24 protein-coding genes, 4 tRNA genes and 1 pseudogene are annotated in these 23,257 nt (G+C 60.8%); 19 read left to right on the plus strand and 10 right to left on the minus strand.

All coding sequences use genetic code 11. The features are described 5' to 3' along the window. Positions 1 to 102 precede the first annotated feature (102 nt). From ribF to ispH, 5 genes are all read left to right on the plus strand, one after another. Positions 103 to 1,041 carry a bifunctional riboflavin kinase/FAD synthetase gene (gene ribF / locus C4J89_RS03870; protein WP_010213269.1) on the plus strand — a complete coding sequence of 313 codons (939 nt, stop codon included), beginning with the start codon at positions 103 to 105 and terminating at the stop codon, positions 1,039 to 1,041. 14 nt (positions 1,042 to 1,055) lie between these two features. Beyond that, positions 1,056 to 3,887, plus strand: a complete 2,832-nt coding sequence (gene ileS, locus C4J89_RS03875) for an isoleucine--tRNA ligase (protein WP_124413808.1) — start codon at positions 1,056 to 1,058, stop codon at positions 3,885 to 3,887. 7 nt (positions 3,888 to 3,894) lie between these two features. Then, positions 3,895 to 4,404 carry a signal peptidase II gene (gene lspA, locus C4J89_RS03880; RefSeq protein WP_124365100.1) on the plus strand — a complete coding sequence of 170 codons (510 nt, stop codon included), beginning with the start codon at positions 3,895 to 3,897 and terminating at the stop codon, positions 4,402 to 4,404. 7 nt (positions 4,405 to 4,411) lie between these two features. Next, positions 4,412 to 4,849, plus strand: coding sequence for a peptidylprolyl isomerase (locus tag C4J89_RS03885; protein ID WP_177412845.1), 438 nt, complete (start codon positions 4,412 to 4,414; stop codon positions 4,847 to 4,849). 195 nt (positions 4,850 to 5,044) lie between these two features. Further along, complete coding sequence (gene ispH / locus C4J89_RS03890) at positions 5,045 to 5,992, plus strand: 4-hydroxy-3-methylbut-2-enyl diphosphate reductase (protein ID WP_124361227.1); 948 nt, start codon at positions 5,045 to 5,047, stop codon at positions 5,990 to 5,992. A gap of 19 nt (positions 5,993 to 6,011) precedes the next feature. On the opposite strand, the pseudogene C4J89_RS03895 reads toward ispH, so the two are convergent. Then, positions 6,012 to 6,527 (minus strand): annotated as a pseudogene (locus C4J89_RS03895) (GspH/FimT family pseudopilin); the annotation flags it as partial. 204 nt (positions 6,528 to 6,731) lie between these two features. Between C4J89_RS03895 and pilV the strand changes: the two are divergent. The 5 genes from pilV to thiO all read left to right on the plus strand — a co-directional run bounded on the left by pilV (position 6,732) and on the right by thiO (position 10,023). Beyond that, positions 6,732 to 7,199, plus strand: a complete 468-nt coding sequence (gene pilV / locus C4J89_RS03900) for a type IV pilus modification protein PilV (RefSeq protein WP_124415993.1) — start codon at positions 6,732 to 6,734, stop codon at positions 7,197 to 7,199. After that, positions 7,196 to 7,903: a prepilin-type N-terminal cleavage/methylation domain-containing protein gene (locus C4J89_RS03905; protein WP_124413809.1), complete on the plus strand. Its 708-nt coding sequence runs from the start codon at positions 7,196 to 7,198 to the stop codon at positions 7,901 to 7,903. Before pilV ends, C4J89_RS03905 begins: the two co-directional genes overlap by 4 nt. A 43-nt stretch (positions 7,904 to 7,946) precedes the next feature. Continuing rightward, positions 7,947 to 8,438: a PilX N-terminal domain-containing pilus assembly protein gene (locus C4J89_RS03910; RefSeq protein WP_124415994.1), complete on the plus strand. Its 492-nt coding sequence runs from the start codon at positions 7,947 to 7,949 to the stop codon at positions 8,436 to 8,438. 11 nt (positions 8,439 to 8,449) lie between these two features. Further along, a complete protein-coding gene (locus tag C4J89_RS03915; RefSeq protein ID WP_124413810.1) occupies positions 8,450 to 8,851 on the plus strand; it encodes a type IV pilin protein in 402 nt (133 codons plus the stop codon). A 62-nt stretch (positions 8,852 to 8,913) separates the two neighbouring features. Further along, a complete protein-coding gene (thiO, locus tag C4J89_RS03920) occupies positions 8,914 to 10,023 on the plus strand; it encodes a glycine oxidase ThiO (RefSeq protein WP_124413811.1) in 1,110 nt (369 codons plus the stop codon). On the opposite strand, the gene C4J89_RS03925 is transcribed toward thiO, so the two are convergent. Beyond that, positions 10,010 to 10,243, minus strand: a complete 234-nt coding sequence (locus C4J89_RS03925; RefSeq protein WP_124361233.1) for a PP0621 family protein — start codon at positions 10,241 to 10,243, stop codon at positions 10,010 to 10,012. The genes thiO and C4J89_RS03925 overlap by 14 nt on opposite strands. A 126-nt stretch (positions 10,244 to 10,369) precedes the next feature. Continuing rightward, positions 10,370 to 11,395, minus strand: a complete 1,026-nt coding sequence (locus C4J89_RS03930; RefSeq protein ID WP_124356980.1) for an outer membrane protein assembly factor BamD — start codon at positions 11,393 to 11,395, stop codon at positions 10,370 to 10,372. A gap of 149 nt (positions 11,396 to 11,544) precedes the next feature. Between C4J89_RS03930 and rluD the strand changes: the two genes are divergently transcribed. The 7 genes from rluD (at position 11,545) to C4J89_RS03965 (ending at position 16,642) form a co-directional block, all read left to right on the plus strand. Next, complete coding sequence (gene rluD / locus C4J89_RS03935) at positions 11,545 to 12,507, plus strand: 23S rRNA pseudouridine(1911/1915/1917) synthase RluD (protein WP_003188422.1); 963 nt, start codon at positions 11,545 to 11,547, stop codon at positions 12,505 to 12,507. Next, positions 12,504 to 13,229, plus strand: coding sequence for a peptidoglycan editing factor PgeF (gene pgeF / locus C4J89_RS03940; RefSeq protein ID WP_124413812.1), 726 nt, complete (start codon positions 12,504 to 12,506; stop codon positions 13,227 to 13,229). Before rluD ends, pgeF begins: the two co-directional genes overlap by 4 nt. Positions 13,230 to 13,360: 131 nt before the next feature. Then, positions 13,361 to 15,925, plus strand: coding sequence for an ATP-dependent chaperone ClpB (gene clpB, locus C4J89_RS03945; RefSeq protein WP_124361235.1), 2,565 nt, complete (start codon positions 13,361 to 13,363; stop codon positions 15,923 to 15,925). Positions 15,926 to 16,228: 303 nt separating this feature from the next. Further along, a tRNA-Asn gene (locus C4J89_RS03950) sits at positions 16,229 to 16,304 on the plus strand. A 9-nt stretch (positions 16,305 to 16,313) separates the two neighbouring features. Next, a tRNA-Pro gene (locus tag C4J89_RS03955) sits at positions 16,314 to 16,390 on the plus strand. A gap of 5 nt (positions 16,391 to 16,395) precedes the next feature. Next, a tRNA-Lys gene (locus C4J89_RS03960) sits at positions 16,396 to 16,471 on the plus strand. A 94-nt stretch (positions 16,472 to 16,565) separates the two neighbouring features. Next, positions 16,566 to 16,642: transfer RNA gene (locus tag C4J89_RS03965), tRNA-Pro, on the plus strand. A 194-nt stretch (positions 16,643 to 16,836) separates the two neighbouring features. Here the strand turns inward: C4J89_RS03965 and C4J89_RS03970 are convergent. From C4J89_RS03970 to C4J89_RS03980, 3 genes are read right to left on the minus strand one after another with little or no spacing between them, the layout of a single operon-like run. Then, entirely contained in the window at positions 16,837 to 18,135 is a 1,299-nt protein-coding gene (locus C4J89_RS03970; protein ID WP_124361239.1) for an NAD(P)/FAD-dependent oxidoreductase, read from the minus strand. Positions 18,136 to 18,195: 60 nt separating this feature from the next. Next, on the minus strand, positions 18,196 to 18,369 hold the full coding sequence (locus tag C4J89_RS03975; protein ID WP_124361240.1) for a DUF3094 family protein: 174 nt from the start codon (positions 18,367 to 18,369) through the stop codon (positions 18,196 to 18,198). Positions 18,370 to 18,422: 53 nt separating this feature from the next. Continuing rightward, complete coding sequence (locus C4J89_RS03980; RefSeq protein ID WP_083360208.1) at positions 18,423 to 19,052, minus strand: DUF1780 domain-containing protein; 630 nt, start codon at positions 19,050 to 19,052, stop codon at positions 18,423 to 18,425. Positions 19,053 to 19,252: 200 nt separating this feature from the next. Here C4J89_RS03980 and C4J89_RS03985 point away from each other — a divergent pair, with 200 nt between their 5' ends. Both C4J89_RS03985 and C4J89_RS03990 read left to right on the plus strand, forming a co-directional pair. After that, positions 19,253 to 19,942, plus strand: coding sequence for an energy-coupling factor ABC transporter permease (locus C4J89_RS03985; RefSeq protein ID WP_124413813.1), 690 nt, complete (start codon positions 19,253 to 19,255; stop codon positions 19,940 to 19,942). Between the two features lie 63 nt (positions 19,943 to 20,005). Beyond that, the gene (locus C4J89_RS03990) at positions 20,006 to 20,221 is read left to right on the plus strand and encodes a hypothetical protein (protein ID WP_124361242.1); all 216 of its coding nucleotides are present in this window, start codon (positions 20,006 to 20,008) and stop codon (positions 20,219 to 20,221) included. Here the strand turns inward: C4J89_RS03990 and yacG are convergent. Genes yacG through C4J89_RS04010 form a run of 4 tightly spaced genes read right to left on the minus strand, consistent with a single transcriptional unit; the run spans position 20,218 to position 23,106 of the window. Next, positions 20,218 to 20,418, minus strand: coding sequence for a DNA gyrase inhibitor YacG (gene yacG, locus C4J89_RS03995; RefSeq protein ID WP_065887991.1), 201 nt, complete (start codon positions 20,416 to 20,418; stop codon positions 20,218 to 20,220). The genes C4J89_RS03990 and yacG overlap by 4 nt on opposite strands. Continuing rightward, complete coding sequence (coaE, locus tag C4J89_RS04000) at positions 20,415 to 21,038, minus strand: dephospho-CoA kinase (RefSeq protein ID WP_124413814.1); 624 nt, start codon at positions 21,036 to 21,038, stop codon at positions 20,415 to 20,417. Before coaE ends, yacG begins: the two co-directional genes overlap by 4 nt. Further along, the gene (locus C4J89_RS04005; RefSeq protein ID WP_124413815.1) at positions 21,035 to 21,901 is read right to left on the minus strand and encodes an A24 family peptidase; all 867 of its coding nucleotides are present in this window, start codon (positions 21,899 to 21,901) and stop codon (positions 21,035 to 21,037) included. Before C4J89_RS04005 ends, coaE begins: the two co-directional genes overlap by 4 nt. Next, positions 21,898 to 23,106, minus strand: a complete 1,209-nt coding sequence (locus C4J89_RS04010) for a type II secretion system F family protein (RefSeq protein ID WP_124413816.1) — start codon at positions 23,104 to 23,106, stop codon at positions 21,898 to 21,900. Before C4J89_RS04010 ends, C4J89_RS04005 begins: the two co-directional genes overlap by 4 nt. Between the last annotated feature and the right edge of the window lie 151 nt (positions 23,107 to 23,257).

A 23,257-nucleotide genomic window follows, 5' to 3' on the forward strand; every position in this document is an offset into this window, starting at 1 on the left:
AACGGCTGTTTTATCGAATCGATCCATTTGGCCTGTGCTGTTGCCTGTCGTCCGGGGCCGGGTGTGGTTATAATCGACCACTTTATGAGCAAGAAGCGCGTTATGCAGCTGGTTCGAGGTCTCCACAACCTGCGCCCCGAGCATCGGGGCTGCGTCGCCACTATTGGCAACTTTGACGGTGTTCACCGTGGCCACCAGGCTATCCTGGCCAGGCTGCGCGAGCGTGCGGTCGAGTTGGGCGTGCCCAGCTGCGTGGTGATTTTCGAGCCGCAGCCGCGGGAATATTTCACTCCCGAGACCGCGCCGGCCCGTCTGGCCCGCCTGCGGGACAAGCTGCAACTGCTGGCTGAAGAAGGCGTCGACCGCGTGCTCTGCCTGGCCTTCAACCAGCGTTTGCAAAGCCTGAGCGCTGCCGAGTTCGTCGACCGCATCCTCGTCGATGGCCTGGGCGTGCAGCATTTGGAAGTCGGCGACGACTTCCGTTTTGGTTGCGACCGCGTCGGAGATTTCGATTTCCTGCAACACGCCGGCGTCAACCAGGGGTTTACCGTCGAAGCCGCGCAAACCGTCGAACTGGACGGCCTGCGCGTGAGCAGTACCCAGGTGCGTAACGCCCTGGCCGCTGCCGACTTCGCCTTGGCCGAGCGTTTGCTCGGTCGCCCGTTCCGCATCGCCGGGCGGGTATTGCACGGCCAGAAGCTGGCGCGCCAACTGGGCACGCCAACCGCCAACGTGCAACTCAAGCGCCGTCGTGTGCCACTCACCGGGGTTTACCTGGTGAGCGTCGACATCGATGGCCAATCGTGGCCGGGAGTCGCCAACATAGGCGTCAGGCCCACGGTTGCAGGTGATGGCAAGGCCCACCTGGAAGTTCACCTTCTGGATTTTGCCGGTGATTTATACGACCGGCGTTTAACGGTGGTTTTCCACCAGAAGCTGCGTGAAGAGCAGCGTTTCGCCTCCCTTGAGGCGTTGAAAACGGCGATCAATGCGGATGTCGCCGCCGCCCGTGCACTAGCCGCACCTAGCGCCCATCGCTAACCGAAGAGCCTTAAATGACCGACTATAAAGCCACGCTAAACCTTCCGGACACCGCCTTCCCAATGAAGGCCGGCCTGCCACAGCGCGAACCGCAGATCCTGCAGCGCTGGGACAGTATTGGCCTGTACGGAAAGTTGCGCGAAATTGGCAAGGATCGTCCGAAATTCGTCCTGCACGACGGCCCTCCTTATGCCAACGGCACGATTCACATCGGTCATGCGCTGAACAAGATTCTCAAGGACATGATCCTGCGTTCGAAAACCCTGTCGGGCTTCGACGCACCGTATGTCCCGGGTTGGGACTGCCACGGCCTGCCGATCGAGCACAAAGTCGAAGTGACCTACGGCAAGAACCTGGGCGCGGATAAAACCCGTGAACTGTGCCGTGCCTACGCCACCGAGCAGATCGAAGGGCAGAAGTCCGAGTTCATCCGTCTGGGTGTGCTGGCCGAGTGGGACAACCCGTACAAAACCATGAACTTCAAGAACGAGGCCGGTGAAATCCGCGCCTTGGCCGAAATCGTCAAGGGCGGCTTCGTGTTCAAGGGCCTCAAGCCCGTGAACTGGTGCTTCGACTGCGGCTCGGCCCTGGCCGAGGCGGAAGTCGAGTACGAGGAAAAGAAATCCTCGACCATCGACGTGGCCTTCCCGATCGCCGACGACGCCAAGCTGGCCGAGGCCTTTGGCCTGGCATCGCTGGCCAAGCCTGCTGCCATCGTGATCTGGACCACCACGCCATGGACCATCCCCGCCAACCAGGCACTGAACGTGCACCCGGAGTTCACCTACGCGCTGGTCGATGTTGGCGATCGCCTGTTGGTGCTGGCTGAAGAAATGGTCGAGTCGTGCCTGGCGCGCTACGAGCTGCAAGGTTCGGTGATCGCCACTACCACCGGCTCCGCGCTGGAATTGATCAACTTCCGTCATCCGTTCTATGACCGCCTGTCGCCGGTATATATGGCTGACTACGTCGAGCTGGGTTCGGGCACGGGCATCGTTCACTGCTCGCCTGCCTATGGCGTGGACGACTTCGTGACCTGCAAGAAGTACGGCATGGTCAACGACGACATCATCAACCCGGTACAGAGCAACGGCGTGTATGTGCCGTCGCTGGAATTCTTCGGCGGGCAGTTCGTCTTCAAGGCCGACCAGCCGATCATCGACAAGCTGCGTGAAGTCGGCGCGCTGATGCAGGCCGACACCATCAAGCACAGCTACATGCACTGCTGGCGCCACAAGACCCCGTTGATCTACCGCGCCACCGCGCAGTGGTTTATCGGCATGGACAAAGAGCCGGCCAGCGGCGAAACCCTGCGCATACGCTCGCTCAAAGCCATCGAAGACACTCAGTTCGTCCCGGCCTGGGGCCAGGCGCGCCTGCACTCGATGATCGCCAACCGTCCGGACTGGTGCATCTCCCGCCAGCGTAACTGGGGCGTGCCGATCCCGTTCTTCCTGAACAAGGAAAGCGGCGAACTGCACCCGCGCACCGTCGAACTGATGGAAGAAGTGGCCCAGCGCATTGAACAGGAAGGCATCGAAGCCTGGTTCAAGCTGGACGCCGCCGAGCTGCTGGGCGATGAAGCGCCGCAGTACGACAAGATCAGCGACACCCTCGACGTGTGGTTCGACTCTGGTACCACCCACTGGCACGTATTGCGCGGCTCGCACCCGATGGGCCACGACAGCGGCCCGCGTGCCGACCTCTACCTGGAAGGTTCCGACCAGCACCGTGGCTGGTTCCACTCGTCGCTGCTGACCGGCTGCGCCATCGACGGCCATGCGCCGTACCGAGAACTGCTGACCCACGGCTTCACCGTCGACGAAAACGGTCGCAAGATGTCCAAGTCGCTGAAGAACGTGATCGAGCCGAAAAAGATCAACGACACCCTGGGCGCCGACATCATGCGCCTGTGGGTAGCGTCGACCGATTACTCGGGCGAAATCGCCGTGTCGGACCAGATCCTGGCCCGCAGCGCCGATGCCTACCGTCGCATCCGTAATACCGCACGCTTCCTGCTGTCGAACCTGACCGGCTTCAACCCGGCCACCGACCTGCTGCCGGCCGAAGACATGCTCGCCCTCGACCGTTGGGCCGTGGACCGTACCCTGTTGTTGCAACGCGAGTTGCAGGAGCATTACGGCGAGTACCGCTTCTGGAACGTCTATTCGAAGATCCACAACTTCTGCGTGCAGGAGCTGGGTGGGTTCTACCTCGACATCATCAAGGACCGCCAGTACACCACCGGCGCCAACAGCAAGGCGCGCCGCTCGGCGCAGACCGCGCTCTACCATATCAGCGAAGCGCTGGTGCGCTGGATCGCACCGATCCTGGCGTTCACCGCCGACGAACTGTGGGAATACCTGCCGGGCGAGCGTAACGAGTCCGTCATGCTCAATACCTGGTACGAAGGCCTGACCGAACTGCCGGCCGACTTCGAACTGGGTCGCGCGTACTGGGAAGGCGTGATGGCCGTGAAGGTTGCGGTGAACAAGGAGCTGGAAGTGCAGCGCGCGGCCAAGGCCGTGGGGGGCAACCTGCAAGCCGAAGTCACCCTGTTTGCCGAGGACGGCCTGACCGCCGACCTGGCCAAGCTGAGCAACGAACTGCGCTTTGTGTTGATCACCTCCACCGCCAGCCTGGCGCCATTCGCCCAGGCTCCGGCAGACGCCGTGGCGACTGATGTACCGGGCCTGAAGCTCAAAGTGGTCAAGTCAGCGTTCCCTAAATGCGCGCGTTGCTGGCACTGCCGTGAAGATGTCGGTGTGAACCCGGAGCATCCGGAAATATGCGGTCGTTGCGTGGATAACATCAGCGGTGACGGCGAGGTTCGCCACTATGCCTAGTAAAAGCATGCCTGACGCCAGTCGTTTCGGACGTCTTGGCTGGCTCGTACTGAGCGTGCTGGTCCTGGTCATCGACCAGGTCAGCAAGGCTCATTTCGAAGGCACCCTGGAAATGTTCCAGCAAATCGTGGTGATCCCGGATTACTTCAGCTGGACCCTGGCCTACAACACTGGCGCGGCCTTCAGCTTCCTCGCCGATGGCGGCGGCTGGCAGCGCTGGCTGTTCGCACTGATCGCCGTGGTGGTCAGTGCAGTGCTGGTGGTCTGGCTCAAGCGCCTGGGCCGTGATGACACCTGGTTGGCCATTGCCCTTGCCCTGGTGCTGGGCGGCGCGCTGGGCAACCTGTACGACCGCATTGCCCTGGGCCATGTGATCGACTTCATCCTGGTGCACTGGCAGAACCGCCATTATTTCCCGGCGTTCAACTTCGCCGACAGTGCCATCACCGTTGGTGCAATCATGCTGGCGCTGGATATGTTCAAGAGCAAGAAAACCGGAGAGACCGTCAATGACTGATCAGGTATTGGCTGAGCAACGCATCGGCCAGAACACGGAAGTCACTTTGCACTTTGCATTGCGCTTGGAGAATGGCGACACGGTCGACAGCACTTTCGATAAAGCCCCGGCGACCTTCAAGGTCGGCGATGGCAACCTGTTGCCGGGGTTTGAAACGGCGCTGTTCGGATTCAAGGCTGGCGATAAGCGCAACCTGCAGATCCCGCCGGAAAATGCCTTTGGCCAGCCCAACCCGCAAAACGTGCAGATCATCCCGCGTTCGCAGTTCGAAGGCATGGACCTGTCGGAAGGCCTGCTGGTGATCTTCAATGATGCGGCGAATACGGAATTGCCCGGCGTGGTCAAAGCCTTCGATGACGCGCAAGTGACCATCGACTTCAACCATCCGTTGGCCGGAAAGACACTGACCTTCGACGTCGAGATTATCCACGTCAAGGCGCTGTAACTGACCGTACACGGTCTAAAATGTGGGAGGGGGCTTGCTCCCGATAGCGGTGTATCAGCTAAGTATGTGCAGATTGATATACCGTTATCGGGAGCAAGTCGAGTCGTCGCACCGCCCCTCCCACCTTTGATCTCCATTGTCGGTTGAGTCGGCGTTAAACTCGACTCAATGTGGCTGCAAGACACGAGGCACAGCATGCAAATCAAACTCGCCAACCCCCGTGGCTTCTGCGCCGGCGTGGACCGGGCGATCGAAATCGTCAACCGCGCCCTGGAAGTCTTCGGCCCGCCGATTTATGTGCGGCATGAAGTTGTTCACAACAAGTTCGTGGTCGAAGACCTGCGTGCTCGCGGCGCCATCTTCGTCGAAGAGCTCGACCAGGTGCCCGATGATGTCATCGTTATCTTCAGTGCCCACGGCGTGTCCCAGGCCGTACGCACCGAAGCGGCCGGCCGTGGCCTGAAAGTGTTCGACGCCACTTGCCCGCTGGTGACCAAGGTGCACATCGAAGTGGCACGCTACAGCCGTGATGGCCGTGAATGCATCCTGATCGGCCACGCCGGCCATCCGGAAGTCGAAGGCACCATGGGCCAGTATGACGCTAGTAATGGCGGCGCGATCTACCTGGTAGAAGACGAAAAAGACGTTGCCAGTTTGCAGGTGCAAAACCCGGAACGCTTGGCCTTCGTCACCCAGACCACCTTGTCCATGGACGATACCAGCCGCGTTATCGACGCCCTGCGCACGCGATTCCCGGCCATCGGCGGCCCGCGCAAGGACGACATCTGCTACGCCACGCAAAACCGCCAGGATGCAGTCAAGCAGCTGGCCGATGAGTGTGATGTGGTGCTGGTGGTCGGTAGCCCCAACAGCTCCAACTCCAATCGTTTGCGCGAGTTGGCTGAGCGCATGGCGACGCCGGCGTACCTGATCGACGGCGCCGAGGACATGCAGCGTAGCTGGTTCGACGGCGTAGAGCGCATCGGCATTACGGCGGGGGCCTCGGCCCCGGAAGTTCTGGTGCGCGGCGTGATCCAGCAATTGCACGCCTGGGGTGCCACCGGCGCCGACGAGCTGGCGGGCCGGGAAGAAAACATTACGTTTTCAATGCCCAAGGAATTACGGGTTCGCTCGCTGCTCTGAACCCCTGGCGGCTGGGTTAACCTCGGCATAGCGCCTGCTCGGTCTTGTCACTGCGCAGGCTGATACGCCCGCTGGGAGCGAGCACGACCTGATACAGGCTCTGGGCCTGTTGTGTGTCGCACACATGCACGGTGCCGGCACGAAATCCCCCGCCCGCAAACACCGGTTCCCCCAAGCCGCTGAAACGCACCTGGCTGCTGACCGGGCCATTGCCGGCAACCGGTACTTGCCCGCTGTCCTGTCGCTCCAGTAGCACCGGATTCTCGTCGTCCAGGTGGCCGCGCCCACTGATATCCAGGATCACCCGCCATCCTTGGCTCCAGTCTTCATCCCGCGCATGGATCACCACCGCACGATTGCGTGCAATCGCCTCGGTGCGCGCGTAACGCAGCCCGTCGGCCAGTGCCTGGGCCACGCTTTGTCGCTGCTGCGATTCCAGCAAACCTTTGAAGTTGGGTATGGCCAGCTGCGCCAGAACACCCGTCACGATCAATCCCAGCAGTAATTCGATCAGGGTGAAACCTCGTTGTGTCATGTGTGCTCCCTCCGTGGATGCGACTGATCGTCAAGTGGCAGGCATAGGTATAGCGCTTGGTCCCTGGTGCTGAATGATGGCCTTTACGTCCAATATATTTCCCTTTGTTCCGGTAGCGGCAGCGGCCGAAAACCGACGCTAGGCTTGGGGCACACAGCAGGTTTTTCCTGTTTTCCTAAGGCCTTCGACATGGATGACGACGGTATGCCTTTCTGCCGGAATACATTTTCTCTACGCGCTTTTTATCGGCTCCAATCCGGCATGACGCTGATCGAGGTGCTGGTCGCGGTGCTGGTTCTGGCGCTCGGACTGCTGGGGGCCGCGGCGATCCAGCTCAACGCGCTCAAGACCACCGACAGCGCAAGGATGACCAGCCAAGCCAGTTTTATTGCCTATGACATGCTCGACCGTATTCGCGCCAACGCCGCTGTCGATTACTCCCAGGCTCGCACCGGCAGCACCTCGGCTACCAGCGTGCGTGACCTGGACCTGCGTGACTTCGAGGCCAATATCACTGGTTTTGCCGGCAAGGACGCCAAGGGTGCGATAGCGGCCAGCGGCGATGAGGTCACTGTCAGCATCAGTTGGGAGGATGTCAGGAGCAGACTGGGTGAGCGGCAAACCTTCACCCTGACCAGTCGGATCGCCAATGGGCAAGGGCGGTTGCAATGATCCGCCCTGCGCGAGGTTTCGGGCTGGTGGAGTTGCTGCTGGCGCTGGCCGTCGGGCTGGTGGTAGTGCTCGGGGCGAGCCAGGTGCTGATCGGTTCGCGGTTGACCCAGGCCAGCCAGCAGGCCGCCATGGTGCTGCAGGACGATGCGCGGTTCGTCCTGAGCAAGCTGACCCAGGATATTCGCCAGGCGGGCATGCTGGGGTGTCTGGCCACGGCTTTTATCGACAACGCCCCGGCGGCCTTTGATCGGCCGATTGGCTGGGAAGTGTCGGCAAGCGCAAAGTCACTGACACTGGTGACCGCCAATGCCGGCGACAGTGCAGGCAAGCCTGACTGGACGGTGGTGTCCGACTGCAAGGAGGCCGCTCAGGCCTTCACCGGGGCGCCGTCTGGGATTGCGCCCGGGCAGATTCGTTTCGCCATACGCGAGCTCACCTACACCTATGAGACGGGCCAGTTGAAGATCAGTACCCCGTCGGCACCGGCCAAAGCCGTACTGATGGATAACGTACGGGCCTTCGAGATCAGTTTTGGTGTGGCGGCCAGGCCTGAATCGACCGGCGTGGTGCGTTACGACAGCCACCCGGCCGACGCATCGTTGATACGCAGCGTGCGCATCCTCATGACCCTGCAAGACCCCACCGGGCGAGTGAAAGACCAGGCCTACGCCGTCGTGGCGGCACTGCGCAACCGGCTGGAGTAGGGCGATGACGATGATGCGGTGTAGCCAAGTGCGGCAGGCGGGGATGGTATTGCTGATCAGCCTGGTATTTCTGCTGTTGTTGTCACTGGTGGGGTTGTCGTCGATGCAGGGCGCGCTCGCTCAGCAGAAGGCGGCTAATAGCCTCTGGCAGCGTAATCAATCGTTCCAGACGGCTGAAAGTGGCCTGCGGCTGGGAGAGTCGGCGGTGCGCAGGGGCGGGCAGGTGATGCCGGTTTGCCAGTCGATCATCAGTTGCGCGCCGCCCGACGAAGCTTCATCGGTGGTGGGCGCCGGACATAATCCGGTCTCGGCGGTGACGTGGGTGACGTTCAAGGACGGGGTGTATGGCGTTCAATCCCTGGGCGTGGGTTCGGGCCAGGCACATTTGCCGCCGTATGCCGCAGGCGCGCTCTTTCGGGTGACGGCCGTCGGGCTTGGTGGCCGATCGCGCACCGTGCTGGAGACTGTGTATGCGCGGGTGGAGGAGGGCGACGGCGAACGGTTTCGGCGAGTCTTATGGCGGCAACTTCAATAAGGAGCAATCGAATGGGCATGGATAGCCAGGGCTTTACCCTGATCGAATTATTGATCGCCGTGGCGATCATTGCGTTGCTGGGCGGGATCGCTTACCCCGCCTATACCGTCCAGGTGAAAAAGGTCTACCGGGTGCAGATCGTCGCGCTGCTGGCCGAGCAAGCTCAGTACCTGGAGCGTTTTTACACGCGCAACGGCACTTATATTGATGCAAGCGGCGTCAGTACAGGCAACGATCACTATAGAATCAGCGCAGTCTTGAACCCTCAGGATTTTGCCTTGCTGGCCACGCCTGCCACGGGCTCTGTCATGGCGGACGACGCCTGTGGCCGGTTCAGCTTGACCAGCACCGGCATGCGGAGCAATCCGGGAGCGCCGCCAGAGATGTCGCTCAAGGCATGCTGGGGGCAGTGATGAGAGTACTGGATGAATGGGCGCCGGGCGCGCTTTTCCCTTTTTATCGGCTGGATCAAATGATGGCTAAGCAACAGCGAGTAGTGATTGTCGGCGGCGGAGTGATTGGCTTGTTGACGGCATACAACCTGGCGAACCGGGGGCTGGCGGTCATATTGCTGGAGCGCGCCGGGCTTGGGCAGGAATCATCCTGGGCCGGCGGCGGAATTGTTTCGCCGTTGTATCCGTGGCGCTATAGTCCGGCGGTGACCGCCTTGGCCCACTGGTCCCAGGATTTCTACCCGCAACTGGCGCAACGGCTGTTCGCCGCGACCGGGGTTGATCCTGAGGTTCACACCACGGGCCTGTATTGGCTCGACCTGGATGACGAAGCCGAGGCTCTGGCCTGGGCTGCGCGTGAAGGCCGGCCCTTGAGTAAAGTGGACGTGTCGGCCGCCCATGACGCGGTCCCGGTGCTGGGCGGCGGTTATTCGCGGGCGATCTACATGGCCGACGTGGCCAATGTACGCAATCCGCGCCTGGTCAAATCACTCAAGGCGGCGTTGTCGGCGTTGCCCGGTGTGACGATTCACGAGCAGTGCGAGGTCGCTGGATTTATTGTGAAAGGCGGCACTGTGGTGGGCGTGAATACGTCTGCTGGCGCCATCACGGGTGATCAGGTGGTGCTTGCGGCCGGTGCCTGGAGCGGGGCGTTGCTGGAAAAACTGGGCTTGGCGCTGCCCGTGGAGCCGGTAAAGGGCCAGATGATCCTCTACAAATGCGCGCCTGATTTTTTATCGAGTATGGTCCTGGCCAAAGGACGCTATGCGATCCCGCGACGTGATGGGCACATTCTGATTGGCAGCACCCTGGAGCATGAGGGGTTCGATAAAACGCCGACCGAAACCGCGCTGGAAAGTCTCAAGGCTTCTGCGGTGGAGCTGCTTCCCGCCCTGGCGGACGCCGAGGTGGTGGGGCATTGGGCGGGGTTACGGCCCGGCTCGCCGGAAGGCATCCCTTATATCGGCGAGGTGCCCGGCTTCAAGGGCCTGTGGCTCAATTGCGGGCACTACCGCAATGGCCTGGTGCTTGCCCCGGCGTCCTGCCAGTTGTTTGCCGACTTGTTGCTGGGGCATGCGCCGATCATCGACCCGGCACCTTACGCGCCCGCCGGTCGACTCAACGCTGGATAGACTTCGGCCCTTGCTGCAGGTGCGCCTGGGTGCAATACCATTGCTGGCCCGAGCTCAGCGCGCGATCCTGCGGCACATGCACGCCGCAATGGGCGCAACGCACCATCAGTGCGGCATTGGGTTCGCCGGTACGGGGTTGGCCGGCCGCGGGGCTTTTAAATTTGCGCCAGAGCCATACCGCAGCGGCAATGACGGCGATCCAGAACAATAGACGAAGCATGATGGGCAGTTTCTCGATGAGGAATGCGCCAGTTTAGCCAAGGTCGTCATGGGCGCACAGCGCAATAAATACTCGCCCATGAAAAAGGGAGCTCCTGAGAGCTCCCTTTTGCGTTGCGTCGAACGATCAGTCGAACACACCGAAGGTCATGTAGCTGAACCACGAGCGGTCCTGGTTGTTGCCCAGGGCTTGCGGCTCTTCCTCTTCGATCACGTCGCCGTTCTCGTCGTGCGGCTTGAGATCCGAAGGAATCGCGTCCTTGGCGTCCTGGTACTGCTTGATTACGTCCTGGTTGGCGCGTGTTTCACCCGGTGGCAGCGGTGGACGGGACTCGATCAGGCCCAGGGTGTACTTGCTCAGCCACGAACGGTTGTCGGCTTCGTCAACCTGAGGCACGAACTGGCCGTCTTTCAGGCTTGGGTGGTCCGGGTAGTTGAGCTTCAGGGTTTCCAGGCTGGTGCTTGCCAGTTCGTCCAGATGCAGGCGCTGGTAAGCCTCGGTCATCACGGCCAGGCCGTCGCCCACCGAAGGGGTTTCCTGGAAGTTCTCCACCACGTAGCGGCCACGGTTGGCGGCGGCCACGTAAGCCTGACGGGTCAGGTAGTAGTGGGCCACGTGAATCTCGTAGGAAGCCAGCAGGTTGCGCAGGTAGATCATGCGCTGCTTGGCGTCCGGCGCGTAGCGGCTGTTCGGGTAGCGGCTGGTCAGCTGGGCGAACTCGTTGTAGGAGTCGCGGGCAGCGCCCGGGTCACGCTTGGTCATGTCCAGCGGCAGGAAGCGCGCCAGCAGGCCGACGTCCTGGTCGAACGAGGTCAGGCCCTTCATGTAGTAGGCGTAATCCACGTTCGGGTGCTGCGGGTGCAGGCGGATAAAACGCTCGGCAGCGGACTTGGCAGCTTCCGGCTCGGCGTTTTTATAGTTGGCGTAGATCAGCTCGAGCTGGGCCTGGTCGGCATAGCGTCCGAACGGATAGCGCGACTCCAGGGCCTTCAGCTTCGCTGTGGCGCTGGTGTAGCTATTATTATCCAGGTCTGTCTGAGCTTGCTGGTACAGCTCGACTTCGCTCAGGTTTTCGTCGACGACGTCCTTGGTTGACGAGCAAGCAGCAGTCATGGCGAGGATGGCGATCAGCAGCAGGTGTTTCACTTGCATGGCGGCTTGCGTCCCTATGACGGCCGCTGTCTTGGGCGGGGCCGTCCTGTTATGATGAGCGCCCCGTTGAAAGCCTCGGGGCAAAAGACGCCGTATTTAACCACAAGCGCGCAGCCGAAACCAAAGGCTGTGCCACGCCTAGTCTGAGCATGTCCGATAAAATTGAACTTCGCGCAGAGGTGCCGTCCGAATTGGGCGGCCAACGCCTCGATCAAGTCGCCGCACAATTATTCGCTGAGCACTCGCGCTCGCGCCTTTCCGCCTGGATCAAAGACGGCCGCCTGACTGTGGATGGAGCGGTTATCCGCCCGCGAGACATAGTGCATGGCGGTGCGATTCTTGAGCTGACTGCCGAGCAGGAAGCCCAGGGAGAATGGGTCGCCCAGGACATCGAGCTGGATATCGTCTATGAAGACGACGACATCCTGGTCATCAACAAACCCGCAGGCCTGGTGGTTCACCCGGCTGCCGGGCACGCTGATGGCACCTTGCTCAATGCCCTGTTGCACCACGTGCCGGACATCATCAATGTGCCGCGCTGCGGCATCGTGCACCGTCTGGACAAGGACACCACCGGCCTGATGGTGGTGGCCAAGACCATTCAGGCGCAGACGCAACTGGTTACTCAATTGCAGAGTCGCAGCGTCAGCCGGATCTACGAGTGCATCGTGATCGGCGTCGTGGTGGCCGGGGGCAAGATCAACGCCCCTATCGGTCGCCACGGCCAGCAGCGCCAGCGCATGGCGGTGATGGAAGGCGGCAAGCAGGCCGTCAGCCACTATCGCGTGCTGGAGCGTTTCCGTTCCCACACGCACGTGCGGGTCAAGCTGGAAACCGGTCGTACCCACCAGATCCGCGTGCACATGGCCCACATCAACTTCCCGTTGGTCGGTGATCCGGCCTACGGTGGTCGCTTCCGCATTCCGCCTGCGGCCAGCCAGACCATGGTTGAATCGCTCAAGACGTTCCCGCGCCAGGCGCTGCATGCACGCTTCCTGGAACTGGATCATCCGACGAGCGGTAAGCGCATGAGCTGGGAATCGCCGCTTCCAGACGATCTGGTCTGGTTGTTGTCGCTGCTCAAGCAGGATCGCGAGGCGTTTGTCGGATGAGTGACCGGCTGATACCTGACTGGCCCGCGCCATCTCAGGTCAAAGCCTGCGTCACCACCCGTGCGGGCGGCGTCAGTATGGCGCCGTTCGACAGCCTCAACCTGGGCGATCACGTCGAGGACAGCCTTGAGGCGGTCCTGGAAAATCGTCGCCGTCTTACCGATGCCTTCGGTATCCAGCCGGCCTGGTTGCGCCAAGTCCACGGGACCACTGTGGTCGAGGCCGACCCGGGCCGTATCGCCGAAGCGGATGGCAGTTGGACCAGCACCCCTGGTATCGCCTGCACCGCGATGACGGCCGATTGCCTGCCTGCATTGTTCTGCAATCGAGCGGGCACCCGTGTGGCGGCGGCGCATGCCGGTTGGCGTGGGCTCGCGGCCGGGGTGCTGGAGGCAGCCTTCGACAGCCTGGGTTGCGACCCCGCCGACGTGCTGGTCTGGCTCGGCCCGGCCATTGGTCCGCAGGCCTTTGAGGTCGGCCCCGAGGTGCGTGAAGCCTTCATGCAACAACTGCCTGCGACTGCCCGAGCCTTCGTGCCCAGCTGTAATCCCGGCAAGTTCATGGCCGATATCTATCAGCTTGCTCGTCTGCGCCTGGCTGCGCGGGGCATTAGCGCTGTGTATGGTGGCGGTTTTTGCACCGTGACCGACCCGCGCTTCTTTTCCTATCGCCGCAGCCCACGCACGGGCCGGTTCGCCTCCCTTATCTGGCTCGAACGCTAGACTGTCCTGATCTGTATCAACCATCCGCTGCTTGAATCCCCCAGAATCCACCCCATCTATAGGGGTATCTGGCAGGTTTCTTCATTCAGGATGTTTCTTCAGCTCCGGCCTGCTCAAAAGGAAGGTGACTAATGCGTATTGATCGTTTAACCAGCAAATTGCAGTTGGCCTTATCGGACTCCCAATCCCTGGCGGTCGGTCTCGACCACCCGGCAATTGAACCTGCGCACTTGATGCAGGCGCTCCTGGAGCAACAAGGTGGTTCTATCAAGCCCTTGTTGATGCAGGTGGGCTTTGACATTAACAGCCTGCGCAAGGAACTGAGCAAAGAGCTCGACCAACTGCCGAAAATCCAGAATCCTACCGGCGACGTGAATATGTCCCAGGACCTGGCGCGCCTGCTGAACCAGGCCGACCGCCTGGCCCAACAGAAAGGTGACCAGTTCATCTCCAGCGAGCTCGTGCTGCTCGCCGCCATGGACGACAACAGCAAGCTTGGCAAATTGTTGCTGGGCCAGGGCGTGAGCAAGAAAGCCCTGGAAAACGCCATCAATAATCTGCGCGGCGGCGAGGCGGTAAATGACCCCAACCACGAGGAGTCGCGCCAAGCCCTGGATAAATACACCGTTGACCTGACCAAGCGCGCCGAAGAGGGCAAGCTTGACCCGGTCATCGGCCGTGACGACGAAATTCGTCGCACCATCCAAGTGCTGCAACGCCGTACCAAAAACAACCCCGTGCTGATCGGTGAGCCTGGCGTGGGTAAAACCGCCATCGCCGAGGGCTTGGCCCAGCGCATCATCAATGGTGAAGTGCCGGACGGCCTTAAAGGCAAGCGCCTGCTGTCCCTGGACATGGGCTCGCTGATTGCCGGCGCCAAGTTCCGTGGCGAGTTCGAAGAACGCCTCAAATCCCTGCTCAATGAATTGTCCAAGCAGGAAGGGCAGATCATTCTGTTTATCGACGAACTGCACACCATGGTTGGCGCCGGTAAAGGCGAGGGCTCCATGGATGCTGGCAACATGCTCAAGCCTGCCTTGGCGCGAGGCGAGTTGCATTGCGTCGGTGCCACCACGCTCAACGAATACCGTCAGTACATTGAAAAGGACGCGGCTCTGGAGCGGCGTTTCCAGAAAGTGCTGGTGGAAGAACCCAGCGAAGAGGACACCATCGCCATCCTGCGTGGCCTGAAAGAGCGCTATGAGGTCCACCATAAAGTCGCGATCACCGACGGCGCGATCATTGCGGCGGCCAAGTTGAGCCATCGCTATATCACCGATCGTCAATTGCCCGACAAGGCCATCGATTTGATCGACGAAGCGGCCAGCCGGATTCGCATGGAAATCGACTCCAAGCCGGAAGTGCTCGACCGTCTGGATCGCCGCCTGATTCAACTGAAAGTCGAATCCCAGGCGCTGAAGAAAGAAGAGGATGAGGCGGCGAAGAAACGTCTGGAAAAACTCCAGGAAGAAATCGTCCGCCTGGAGCGGGAGTATTCGGACCTCGAAGAAATCTGGACCTCGGAAAAAGCCGAAGTGCAGGGTTCGGCGCAGATCCAGCAGAAGATCGAGCAGTCGCGCCAGGAGCTGGAAGCCGCGCGTCGCAAGGGCGACCTGAACCGCATGGCCGAGTTGCAGTACGGGGTGATCCCGGACCTGGAACGCAGCCTGCAGATGGTCGACCAGCATGGGCACAGCGAGAACCAGTTGCTGCGCAGCAAAGTGACCGAGGAAGAAATAGCCGAGGTGGTCTCCAAGTGGACCGGCATTCCTGTGTCGAAAATGCTTGAGGGCGAACGCGACAAGCTGCTGAAGATGGAAAGCCTGTTGCACCAGCGCGTTATTGGCCAGGAAGAGGCCGTGGTGGCGGTGTCCAATGCGGTGCGGCGTACCCGCGCCGGGTTGTCCGACCCGAATCGCCCGAGTGGTTCGTTCATGTTCCTCGGCCCGACCGGCGTGGGTAAGACCGAGCTGTGCAAGGCCCTCGCCGAATTTCTTTTTGATACTGAAGAGGCGATGGTACGCATCGACATGTCCGAGTTCATGGAGAAACACTCGGTGGCGCGCCTGATCGGCGCCCCACCAGGCTATGTGGGCTACGAGGAGGGCGGTTACCTGACCGAGGCGGTGCGGCGTAAGCCTTACTCGGTGATCTTGCTGGACGAGGTCGAGAAGGCGCACCCGGATGTGTTCAACATCCTGTTGCAAGTGCTCGAGGACGGCCGCCTGACCGACAGCCACGGCCGTACCGTGGATTTTCGCAACACGGTGATCGTGATGACTTCCAACCTCGGCTCGGCGCAGATCCAGGAGTTGGTGGGCGATCGCGAAGCTCAGCGGGCAGCGGTGATGGATGCGCTGACCTCGCACTTCCGGCCGGAATTTATCAACCGGGTGGATGAAGTGGTGATCTTCGAGCCTCTGGCCCGGGATCAGATTGCCGGCATCACCGAGATTCAGTTGGGACGCCTGCGTGCACGCCTGGCCGAGCGCGAACTGGCGCTGGAGCTGAGCAGCGAGGCGTTGGACAAACTGATCGCAGTGGGTTACGACCCGGTGTATGGCGCACGGCCGTTGAAGCGCGCGATTCAGCGCTGGATCGAAAACCCGCTGGCACAGCTGATCCTGTCGGGCAGCTTTATGCCCGGCACCCCCGTCAAGGCGACGGTGGAGAACGACGAAATCGTCTTCCATTAAGCCTGGCAGCCAGTGCTGTAAGAGGAGGTCCCGCATTGCGGGGCCTTTTTTTTCGATAGGGCGTTGAACTGTAAGGCAAAGGCTTGTAAAGTGCGCCCCGCAGCAACGTCAGCCCACGGGTTTCTTCTCCCCAAGAAGAAATCAGAAAGAAGCGCAAATCATTGTCTTAAAAGCAATTTAAAGGGTTGACAGGGGTTTTTAAGATTGTAGAATAGCGCGCCTCAGAGACGCTAACGTAGCGATACGGACAGGGTCGAAGAGAAGGTTGTAACGCAGTAGAAGTTGTACTTTGAAATATGTAGTTCCGTGATAGCTCAGTCGGTAGAGCAAATGACTGTTAATCATTGGGTCCCAGGTTCGAGTCCTGGTCACGGAGCCAATTTCAAACCGGGGTATAGCGCAGTCCGGTAGCGCGCCTGCTTTGGGAGCAGGATGTCGGGAGTTCGAATCCCCCTACCCCGACCATATTTGGGTCGTTAGCTCAGTTGGTAGAGCAGTTGGCTTTTAACCAATTGGTCGTAGGTTCGAATCCCACACGACCCACCATTTTTGAGACCAGTTAAGGCTGGAATCAGATCTTAAGATCAGAGGCCAAAAGCACTGATCGAAGAAGGCGACTGAAAGGTCGCCTTTTTATTACCGGGGTATAGCGCAGTCCGGTAGCGCGCCTGCTTTGGGAGCAGGATGTCGGGAGTTCGAATCCCCCTACCCCGACCATATTAAAAATCCTCGTATCGAAAGATACGGGGATTTTTTTTTGTCTGAAAATTATCTCAGGTTCAACACAGCACCAATGTGGGAGGGGGCTTGCTCCCGATAGCGGTGGGTCAGTTAAGTATTTTTACCTGACCCACCGCCATCGGGAGCAAGCCCCCTCTCACATTAACCGAGTCCCACCAGGGGCCGAGTTGTCAGTGCAGTTTGAGTCGCGGCTCAGTCCCCCGACCGATCTTGCTTCCCAGCATCAGCATCGCCGTGCGGAAAAAGCCATACAGCGCCATCTGGTGCATACGGTACAGCGACACGTAGAACATCCGCGCCAGCCAGCCCTCCAGCATCACACTGCCGGTCAGGTTGCCCATCAAGTTGCCCACGGCGGAGAAGCGCGACAGCGAGATCAGCGAACCGTAGTCGGTGTACTTGTAGGTCGGCAGCTCCTTGCCTTCAATCCGCAGTTTCAGCGATTTGGCGAGCAATGAAGCCTGTTGGTGAGCGGCTTGCGCGCGTGGCGGAACATTGCGGTCGGTGCCCGGTTGCGGGCAGGCGGCGCAATCGCCAAAGGCGAAGATGTTTTCGTCACGGGTGGTCTGCAGCGTCGGCAGCACCTGCAGTTGGTTGATGCGGTTGGTCTCCAGGCCATCGAGGTCCTTGAGAAAACCCGGTGCGCGGATCCCGGCGGCCCACACTTTAAGGCTCGCCGGGATCACTTGGCCGCTGCTGGTGATCAGCGCGTCGGCGGTCACTTCGCTGACGGCCGAGTTGGTCAGCACGGTCACCCCCAATTTTTCCAGGGTTTTATGCACAGGCCCGCCGATCCGCTCCGGCAGCGCGGGCAATACCCGAGGGCCGGCTTCGATCAGGGTGATGTGCATGTTTTCCGGCTTGATACGGTCCAGGCCGTACGCTGCCAGCTCATGGGCCGCGTTATGCAGTTCGGCGGCCAGTTCGACGCCGGTGGCGCCGGCGCCGACGATGGCGACGCTGATCTGTTCAATGGTGTCGGTTTGCCCGGCGTGGGCACGCAGGTAATGGTTGAGCAACCGCTGATGGAAGCGCTCGGCCTGCTTGCGGGTGTCGAGGAACAGGCAATGCTGCGCCGCGCCCTCGGTGCCGAAATCGTTAGTGGTGCTGCCCACTGCAATCACCAGGCTGTCGTAGCTCAGTACGCGCGCAGGTACCAGCTCCCGGCCTTCTTCGTCGAGGGTGGCGGCCAGTTGGATTTTCTTCTGTTCACGGTCAAGCCCGCTCATACGCCCCAACTGGAACTCGAAGTGGTTCCATTTAGCCTGGGCGACGTAATTGAGTTCGTCTTCCGAAGAGTTCAGCGAGCCGGCCGCGACTTCGTGCAGCAGCGGTTTCCAGATATGCGTCAGGTTGGCGTCCACCAGCGTGATGCTGGCTTTGCCGCGTTTGCCCAGAGTCTTACCCAGGCGGGTCGCTAGCTCCAGGCCGCCGGCACCGCCGCCGACGACAATAATACGATGGGTCATGGGGATATCTCGCAAGGCTAAAAGAAATCGGAGCAGTTACCCCCGCGAGCGCCAGGCAGCTCATAGCGTCAGGTAACTCAAAAGGCGGCTCAGCAAGCCGAGCCCGATCACCACCACCAGCACCACACCAAGGAGCAGCCACGGCCTGAAAGGCTTGCGCTCGACTCTGTGCTGGGAGAGTTGCAGGTACTCTTCGACATGCTGTTGGTCATCGGGTTTCAGGCGGCTGGTCATAAAGGCCTCGTCAGGTAGACGTTGCAAAAGGGCGCCACGTTACAGTGGGGACGTCAAAGGCTGATGCCCACATCGAACACTATGCTGCGGCCCAGGTTGTTGCGCAAGAAATCCGGCGCGTCCGGATGTGCGAACAGTACCCGCGCAAAGGTTGGCCCCACCAGCGACAGCGAGCGCCAGCCCTGGCGCAGATATTCGGTAGGCGGTGGGAAGTGGCTGTTGAGGTCCAGCACTTCGCGTTTGAGGCTGGTGAAGGCGATGAGGTCCAGTTCCCCCAGGTCCATTCCGCGTTCCTTGTAGTTATGCGCTTTTTTACGCAGGGTTGGGGCCAGGCGCAGCAGGAACTCGTGGGCAGGGATGCGCCTTGGCTTGGCTTCGCGCCGCACCAGTTGGCTCAAGGAGAAGGCGCTGCGTCGGCGCAGCAATTCGTCGCGCCATTCGTCGTTCAGCCGGCGGCCTTCGTCCAGGACAAAGAACACCTCAAAACTGGCGTCGCGAAACAGCACGTCGGGTGGCTCCTGGCCAGCGGCGTGAAACTCCTCGGCGCGATAGGGCACGTTCAAGCCTTGCAGCAGGCGCTGACAGACCCAACGCTCACGCTCCCATTTGCGGGCATTGGACAGGAACGCGTTGGCTTGTTCGGCTGCTACAGTGAGCAGGCGCAAATAATCTGAGTCATCCATAGGCGTAGCTTAGCGTTCAAATGATGACCGCAGGAAGACTCGTTGCGGGCCCAGCGTTGCTCAGCCTTACAGCTGGCTACCCTGTAACCTGGCGATGTAATCTGACCATCCGGCAGCGACTCTGGAAACGAGGCGTTCATGTACAGGATCAATGCGGCCAGGCCCATGACGGGCTTTGAGGCGGCTAGGCAGGTGAAACGATGATCGGCGCGGCGGTACTGACGCCGCAGACCCTTGGCATCGGCTGGTTGTTGTATGCCCCGCTGGTGATCTGGGCGATCTGGCGTGCGCCTTGGGTCGAGTTGTTTGCCGACCGACGGCGCCAGCATTTGCTGTTCGGCACGGTGTTCGCGCTGTTCATGTTATGGCTGGTGCGGCGGGATTTCGATACGGGGGTGTCTTACCATTTTATCGGCATGACCGCCGTGACCTTGCTGCTGGACTGGCCGTTGGCGATCGTGGGTGGGTGTGCCGCGCAGTTGGGTTTGGTATGGCTGGGGCGTCAGGATTTCGCCGCAGTCGGTGTGAACGGCCTGCTGTTGATCGGGCTACCGGTGCTGGTGACCGAAACCTGTGCGGCGCTGGTAGAGCGGGCGCAACCGCGAAACCCTTTCGTGTACATCTTCTGTTCCGGCTTTCTGGCTGCCGCCTTGTCGGCGTTGCTCTGCCTGTTGGCCGGCCTGGGACTGCTATGGTTCGATGGACGATTTGCGATGCCGGAATGGCTGGAAGACTTTGTAGGCTACCTGTGGCTGATCATCTTTCCCGAAGCGTTTATCAACGGCATGGTGATCAGTGCCCTGGTGGTGTTCTGCCCTGAATGGCTGGAGACCTTCAACCGCACCCGCTATCTCTCGGCACCGTGGAAGGATGACGATTCGCGGGGTTGATCCAGATCAAACACCGGATGGCCGCACGGGCCCATGCTCGTCGAAATTTCAGGAGCACGAATCATGAGTGTGTACGAATGGGCACGGCAGGAGTTGCGCAGGAGCCAGGATGCCGCACAGGAAATCGGGTTTGATCCGGGCCTGACCCTGCGCGCCATGCTCAGCGCGGTGGTGGAGCAGAGCAAGGGCGTGCGCAGCTTTGAAGACCTGGCCGACGAGTTGCAATACCTTGCGGAAAACCTCGACGACCAGCAGGAATACGCCTTTATGCGGCCTTAGTGGCGCGGCGGCAGGTCTTCGGAAAACAATTCGTCTTCGGCGTCCGGGGCCACCGGGATCTTATGTTCTTCAGCGGCCCAGGCGCCCAGGTCGATGAGTTTGCAACGGTCCGAGCAGAACGGCCGGTTGAGATTGTCGGGTTTCCATTCCACGGGGGCGCCGCAGGTTGGGCAATCGACGGTCAAGGGTTGGCTCATGATCGGCCTCCACGCAAAGTAAGGTAAAAGTGGTGCAGTCGCTCGACCTCGCCGTGCAGCCAGGCAAGGTCCTGGTCATTGACCAGTACGTCATCGGCATGGTTCAGGCGGTCTTCGCGGCTCGACTGGGCCTTGAGAATGGCCTGCACCTGTTGCTCGCTGATGCCGTCGCGCTGCAGGGTACGCTGAATCTGCAGGGATTGCGGCACGTCGATCACCAGGATGCGCTGGGTCATGCTGTATTGACCGGACTCGATCAGCAGTGGAGAGACCAGAATCGCGTAGGGTGATCGGGCGCGCGCCAGGTGATTGCGAATCTCATCGGCGATCAGAGGATGCAACAAGCCTTCCAGCCAGAGGCGTTCTGCGGGTACGTCAAAAATCAATTTTCGCAACGCGGCGCGGTCCAGTTGGCCGTCCGGCTGCAGTACACCGCTGCCGAAATGTTCGGCAATGCGCGCCAGCGCCGGCCGGCCGGGCTCAACCACCCAGCGGGCGGCATGATCGGCGTCGATCAGGTCGACACCCAGCTTGGTGAAGTGTTCGGCCGCAGCGCTTTTGCCGCTGCCGATACCGCCCGTGAGGCCGAGAATCCAGGGTGTTGCAACAGGAGTGGTCATCTGAAACCGACAGACTGCAAATAGAAGTCGGTTATTTGACCACCCCAGAGCAATGCAATCCAGCCGGCAATTGCCAGGCAGGGCCCAAATGGCATCGGCACCGACGCTCCGGTCTTGCGCCAGCGCATCAGCAGCACGCCGACGAACACGCCGAGCAGTGACGCCATCAGCAGCGTCATCGGCAGGATTTGCCAGCCACCCCAGGCTCCCAACAATGCGAGTAGCTTGAAGTCACCATGACCCATGCCATCCTTGCCGGTGACCAGCTTGAACAGCCAGAACACGCTCCACAGGCTCATGTAGCCAAACACCGCGCCCCATAACGCATCGGGCAATGTCGCCAGCAGGCCCACGCTGTTGACCATAAGCCCCAGCCATAGCAGCGGCAGCACCAATGCATCCGGCAACAGCTGGTGATCCACATCGATCAGGCTCATGCCCAGCAACCCCCAACTCAGCAGCAGCACCGCGCCCGCCTGCCAGCTGAAACCGAAATGCCAGGCGACAGTGGCGCTGATCAGCGCGCATGCCAGTTCGGTGAGAGGGTAACGCGCGCTGATGGTTGCATGGCAATGGCTGCAACGCCCCTTGAGCATCAGGTAGCTGAGCACGGGGATGTTTTCCCAGGGGCGAATCCGCTGGTCGCAGCGCGGGCAGCACGAGCCGGGGTGCATCAGGTTATAGACCTGCCCCGCTGGTGCGACCGGCAGGCCGAGAATTTCATGGGCTTGGGCGCGCCATTCCCGCTCGAGCATTTTGGGCAGGCGCCAGACCAGCACATTGAGGAAACTGCCAACGATCAGGCCCAGCAGCAGCGCCACGGCCACAAACACCCAGGGCTGCTCGCCCAGCAACGCACTCAAAATGCCGACCCTAATTGAAACACCGGCAGGTACATCGCAATCACCAATGCACCGACAATGCTCCCCAGCACGACCATGATCAGCGGTTCCATCAGGCTGGTAAGGTTATCGACGAGGGTTTCTACGTCGGCCTCGTAATGGCTCGCGACCTTTTCCAGCATGTGGTCCAGCGTGCCGGACTCTTCGCCGATTGCCGTCATCTGGATCGCCATGCCGGGAAACAGGCCGCTGGCGGCCATGGATTGGTTCAACTGCATACCCGTGGATACATCGTGGCGCATATGTTCGATTGCCTGTTTGAAAGGGCCATTACCGACGGCGCCGGCCACTGAGCCCAGTGCCTGCACCAGGGGAACACCTGCCGCAAAGGTGGTTGAAAGCGTGCGGGCGTAGCGGGCGACGGCTGCTTTGTTCAACAGTTTGCCTGCCAGGGGGATTTTCAACAAACCCGCCTCCAGCCCGAGGCGAAAACCCGGCGAAACACGGTAGGCGTGGCGCCAGGCGCCTATTGCCACCCCCAGGCTCAGCGCCAGCATCCACCAGGCCTGTCGCAGAAAGTCGGAGAGGGCGATGACCCCCAGGGTAAAACCGGGCAATGGGCTGTCGACCCCGGCAAACAGGGTCTGGAACTGTGGCACCACCTGCATCAGCAATACTGCGCTGACCAGGCTGGCCACCACTAGTACGGCGAGAGGGTAGGTCATGGCTTTCTTGATTCTGGTCTTGAGCCGTTGGCTTTTTTCCAGATGAATGGCCACTCGCTCCAGCAGTGTTTCCAGGGCCCCTGCCTGTTCACCGGCGGCAATCAGGTGGCAGTACAGCTCATCGAAATAACGGGGGTATTGGCGCAGTGTGCTGGCCAGGCTGTTACCGGCGGCGACGTGTTGTTTCAAACCCTCGACCAACTCACGCAGCGCTCGGTTCTCGACGCCCTCGCGGATGATGTCGAAAGCTTGCATCAAGGGGATGCCAGCCTTCAACAGCGTCGCCAACTGGCGGGTGAACAAGGCAATGTCTGCGGGCTGAATCGGCGGAGCCAGGCTTGGCAGGCCCGACGATTTCCTGCGCACACGCTCGGGGCAGATGCCTTGCTGGCGCAGTTGCGCCTTGATCAGCGCCAGGTCATGCCCCGTGGTTTGCCCGCACACCCGGCGGCCTTTGCGATTGATGCCTTGCCAGGTGTAGATCGTTGAGGTGTCGTTCATGTCGCCTTCGCACATGCAGGTTGAGAATTTACAGCTTAGTCAGAGGGCGGATGCAGGCCAGGCTGGCGTTGACCGATAAAATGTCAGATTGTGCGTCTGGTACGCGATGGGCCACGCAGGGATGAGTACACTGGCGCCGCTGCACAATACG

Source organism: Pseudomonas sp. R4-35-07, assembly GCF_003852235.1.
In the GTDB taxonomy this organism is placed as follows: domain Bacteria; phylum Pseudomonadota; class Gammaproteobacteria; order Pseudomonadales; family Pseudomonadaceae; genus Aquipseudomonas.

Coding starts and splice junctions, on each gene's coding strand:
- lspA (WP_124365100.1), top strand. CDS start 3,895: ATGCCTGACGCCAGTCGTTTCGGACGTCTTGGCTGGCTCGTACTGAGC.
- ileS (WP_124413808.1), top strand. CDS start 1,056: ATGACCGACTATAAAGCCACGCTAAACCTTCCGGACACCGCCTTCCCA.
- thiO (WP_124413811.1), top strand. CDS start 8,914: ATGGCTAAGCAACAGCGAGTAGTGATTGTCGGCGGCGGAGTGATTGGC.
- C4J89_RS03910 (WP_124415994.1), top strand. CDS start 7,947: ATGGTATTGCTGATCAGCCTGGTATTTCTGCTGTTGTTGTCACTGGTG.
- C4J89_RS03985 (WP_124413813.1), top strand. CDS start 19,253: ATGATCGGCGCGGCGGTACTGACGCCGCAGACCCTTGGCATCGGCTGG.
- C4J89_RS03980 (WP_083360208.1), bottom strand. CDS start 19,052: ATGGATGACTCAGATTATTTGCGCCTGCTCACTGTAGCAGCCGAACAA.
- C4J89_RS03970 (WP_124361239.1), bottom strand. CDS start 18,135: ATGACCCATCGTATTATTGTCGTCGGCGGCGGTGCCGGCGGCCTGGAG.
- rluD (WP_003188422.1), top strand. CDS start 11,545: ATGTCCGATAAAATTGAACTTCGCGCAGAGGTGCCGTCCGAATTGGGC.
- pgeF (WP_124413812.1), top strand. CDS start 12,504: ATGAGTGACCGGCTGATACCTGACTGGCCCGCGCCATCTCAGGTCAAA.
- C4J89_RS03990 (WP_124361242.1), top strand. CDS start 20,006: ATGAGTGTGTACGAATGGGCACGGCAGGAGTTGCGCAGGAGCCAGGAT.
- yacG (WP_065887991.1), bottom strand. CDS start 20,418: ATGAGCCAACCCTTGACCGTCGATTGCCCAACCTGCGGCGCCCCCGTG.
- clpB (WP_124361235.1), top strand. CDS start 13,361: ATGCGTATTGATCGTTTAACCAGCAAATTGCAGTTGGCCTTATCGGAC.
- C4J89_RS03975 (WP_124361240.1), bottom strand. CDS start 18,369: ATGACCAGCCGCCTGAAACCCGATGACCAACAGCATGTCGAAGAGTAC.
- ispH (WP_124361227.1), top strand. CDS start 5,045: ATGCAAATCAAACTCGCCAACCCCCGTGGCTTCTGCGCCGGCGTGGAC.
- C4J89_RS03925 (WP_124361233.1), bottom strand. CDS start 10,243: ATGCTTCGTCTATTGTTCTGGATCGCCGTCATTGCCGCTGCGGTATGG.
- C4J89_RS04010 (WP_124413816.1), bottom strand. CDS start 23,106: ATGAACGACACCTCAACGATCTACACCTGGCAAGGCATCAATCGCAAA.
- C4J89_RS03905 (WP_124413809.1), top strand. CDS start 7,196: ATGATCCGCCCTGCGCGAGGTTTCGGGCTGGTGGAGTTGCTGCTGGCG.
- C4J89_RS03930 (WP_124356980.1), bottom strand. CDS start 11,395: ATGCAAGTGAAACACCTGCTGCTGATCGCCATCCTCGCCATGACTGCT.
- coaE (WP_124413814.1), bottom strand. CDS start 21,038: ATGACCACTCCTGTTGCAACACCCTGGATTCTCGGCCTCACGGGCGGT.
- ribF (WP_010213269.1), top strand. CDS start 103: ATGCAGCTGGTTCGAGGTCTCCACAACCTGCGCCCCGAGCATCGGGGC.
- C4J89_RS03915 (WP_124413810.1), top strand. CDS start 8,450: ATGGGCATGGATAGCCAGGGCTTTACCCTGATCGAATTATTGATCGCC.
- pilV (WP_124415993.1), top strand. CDS start 6,732: ATGCCTTTCTGCCGGAATACATTTTCTCTACGCGCTTTTTATCGGCTC.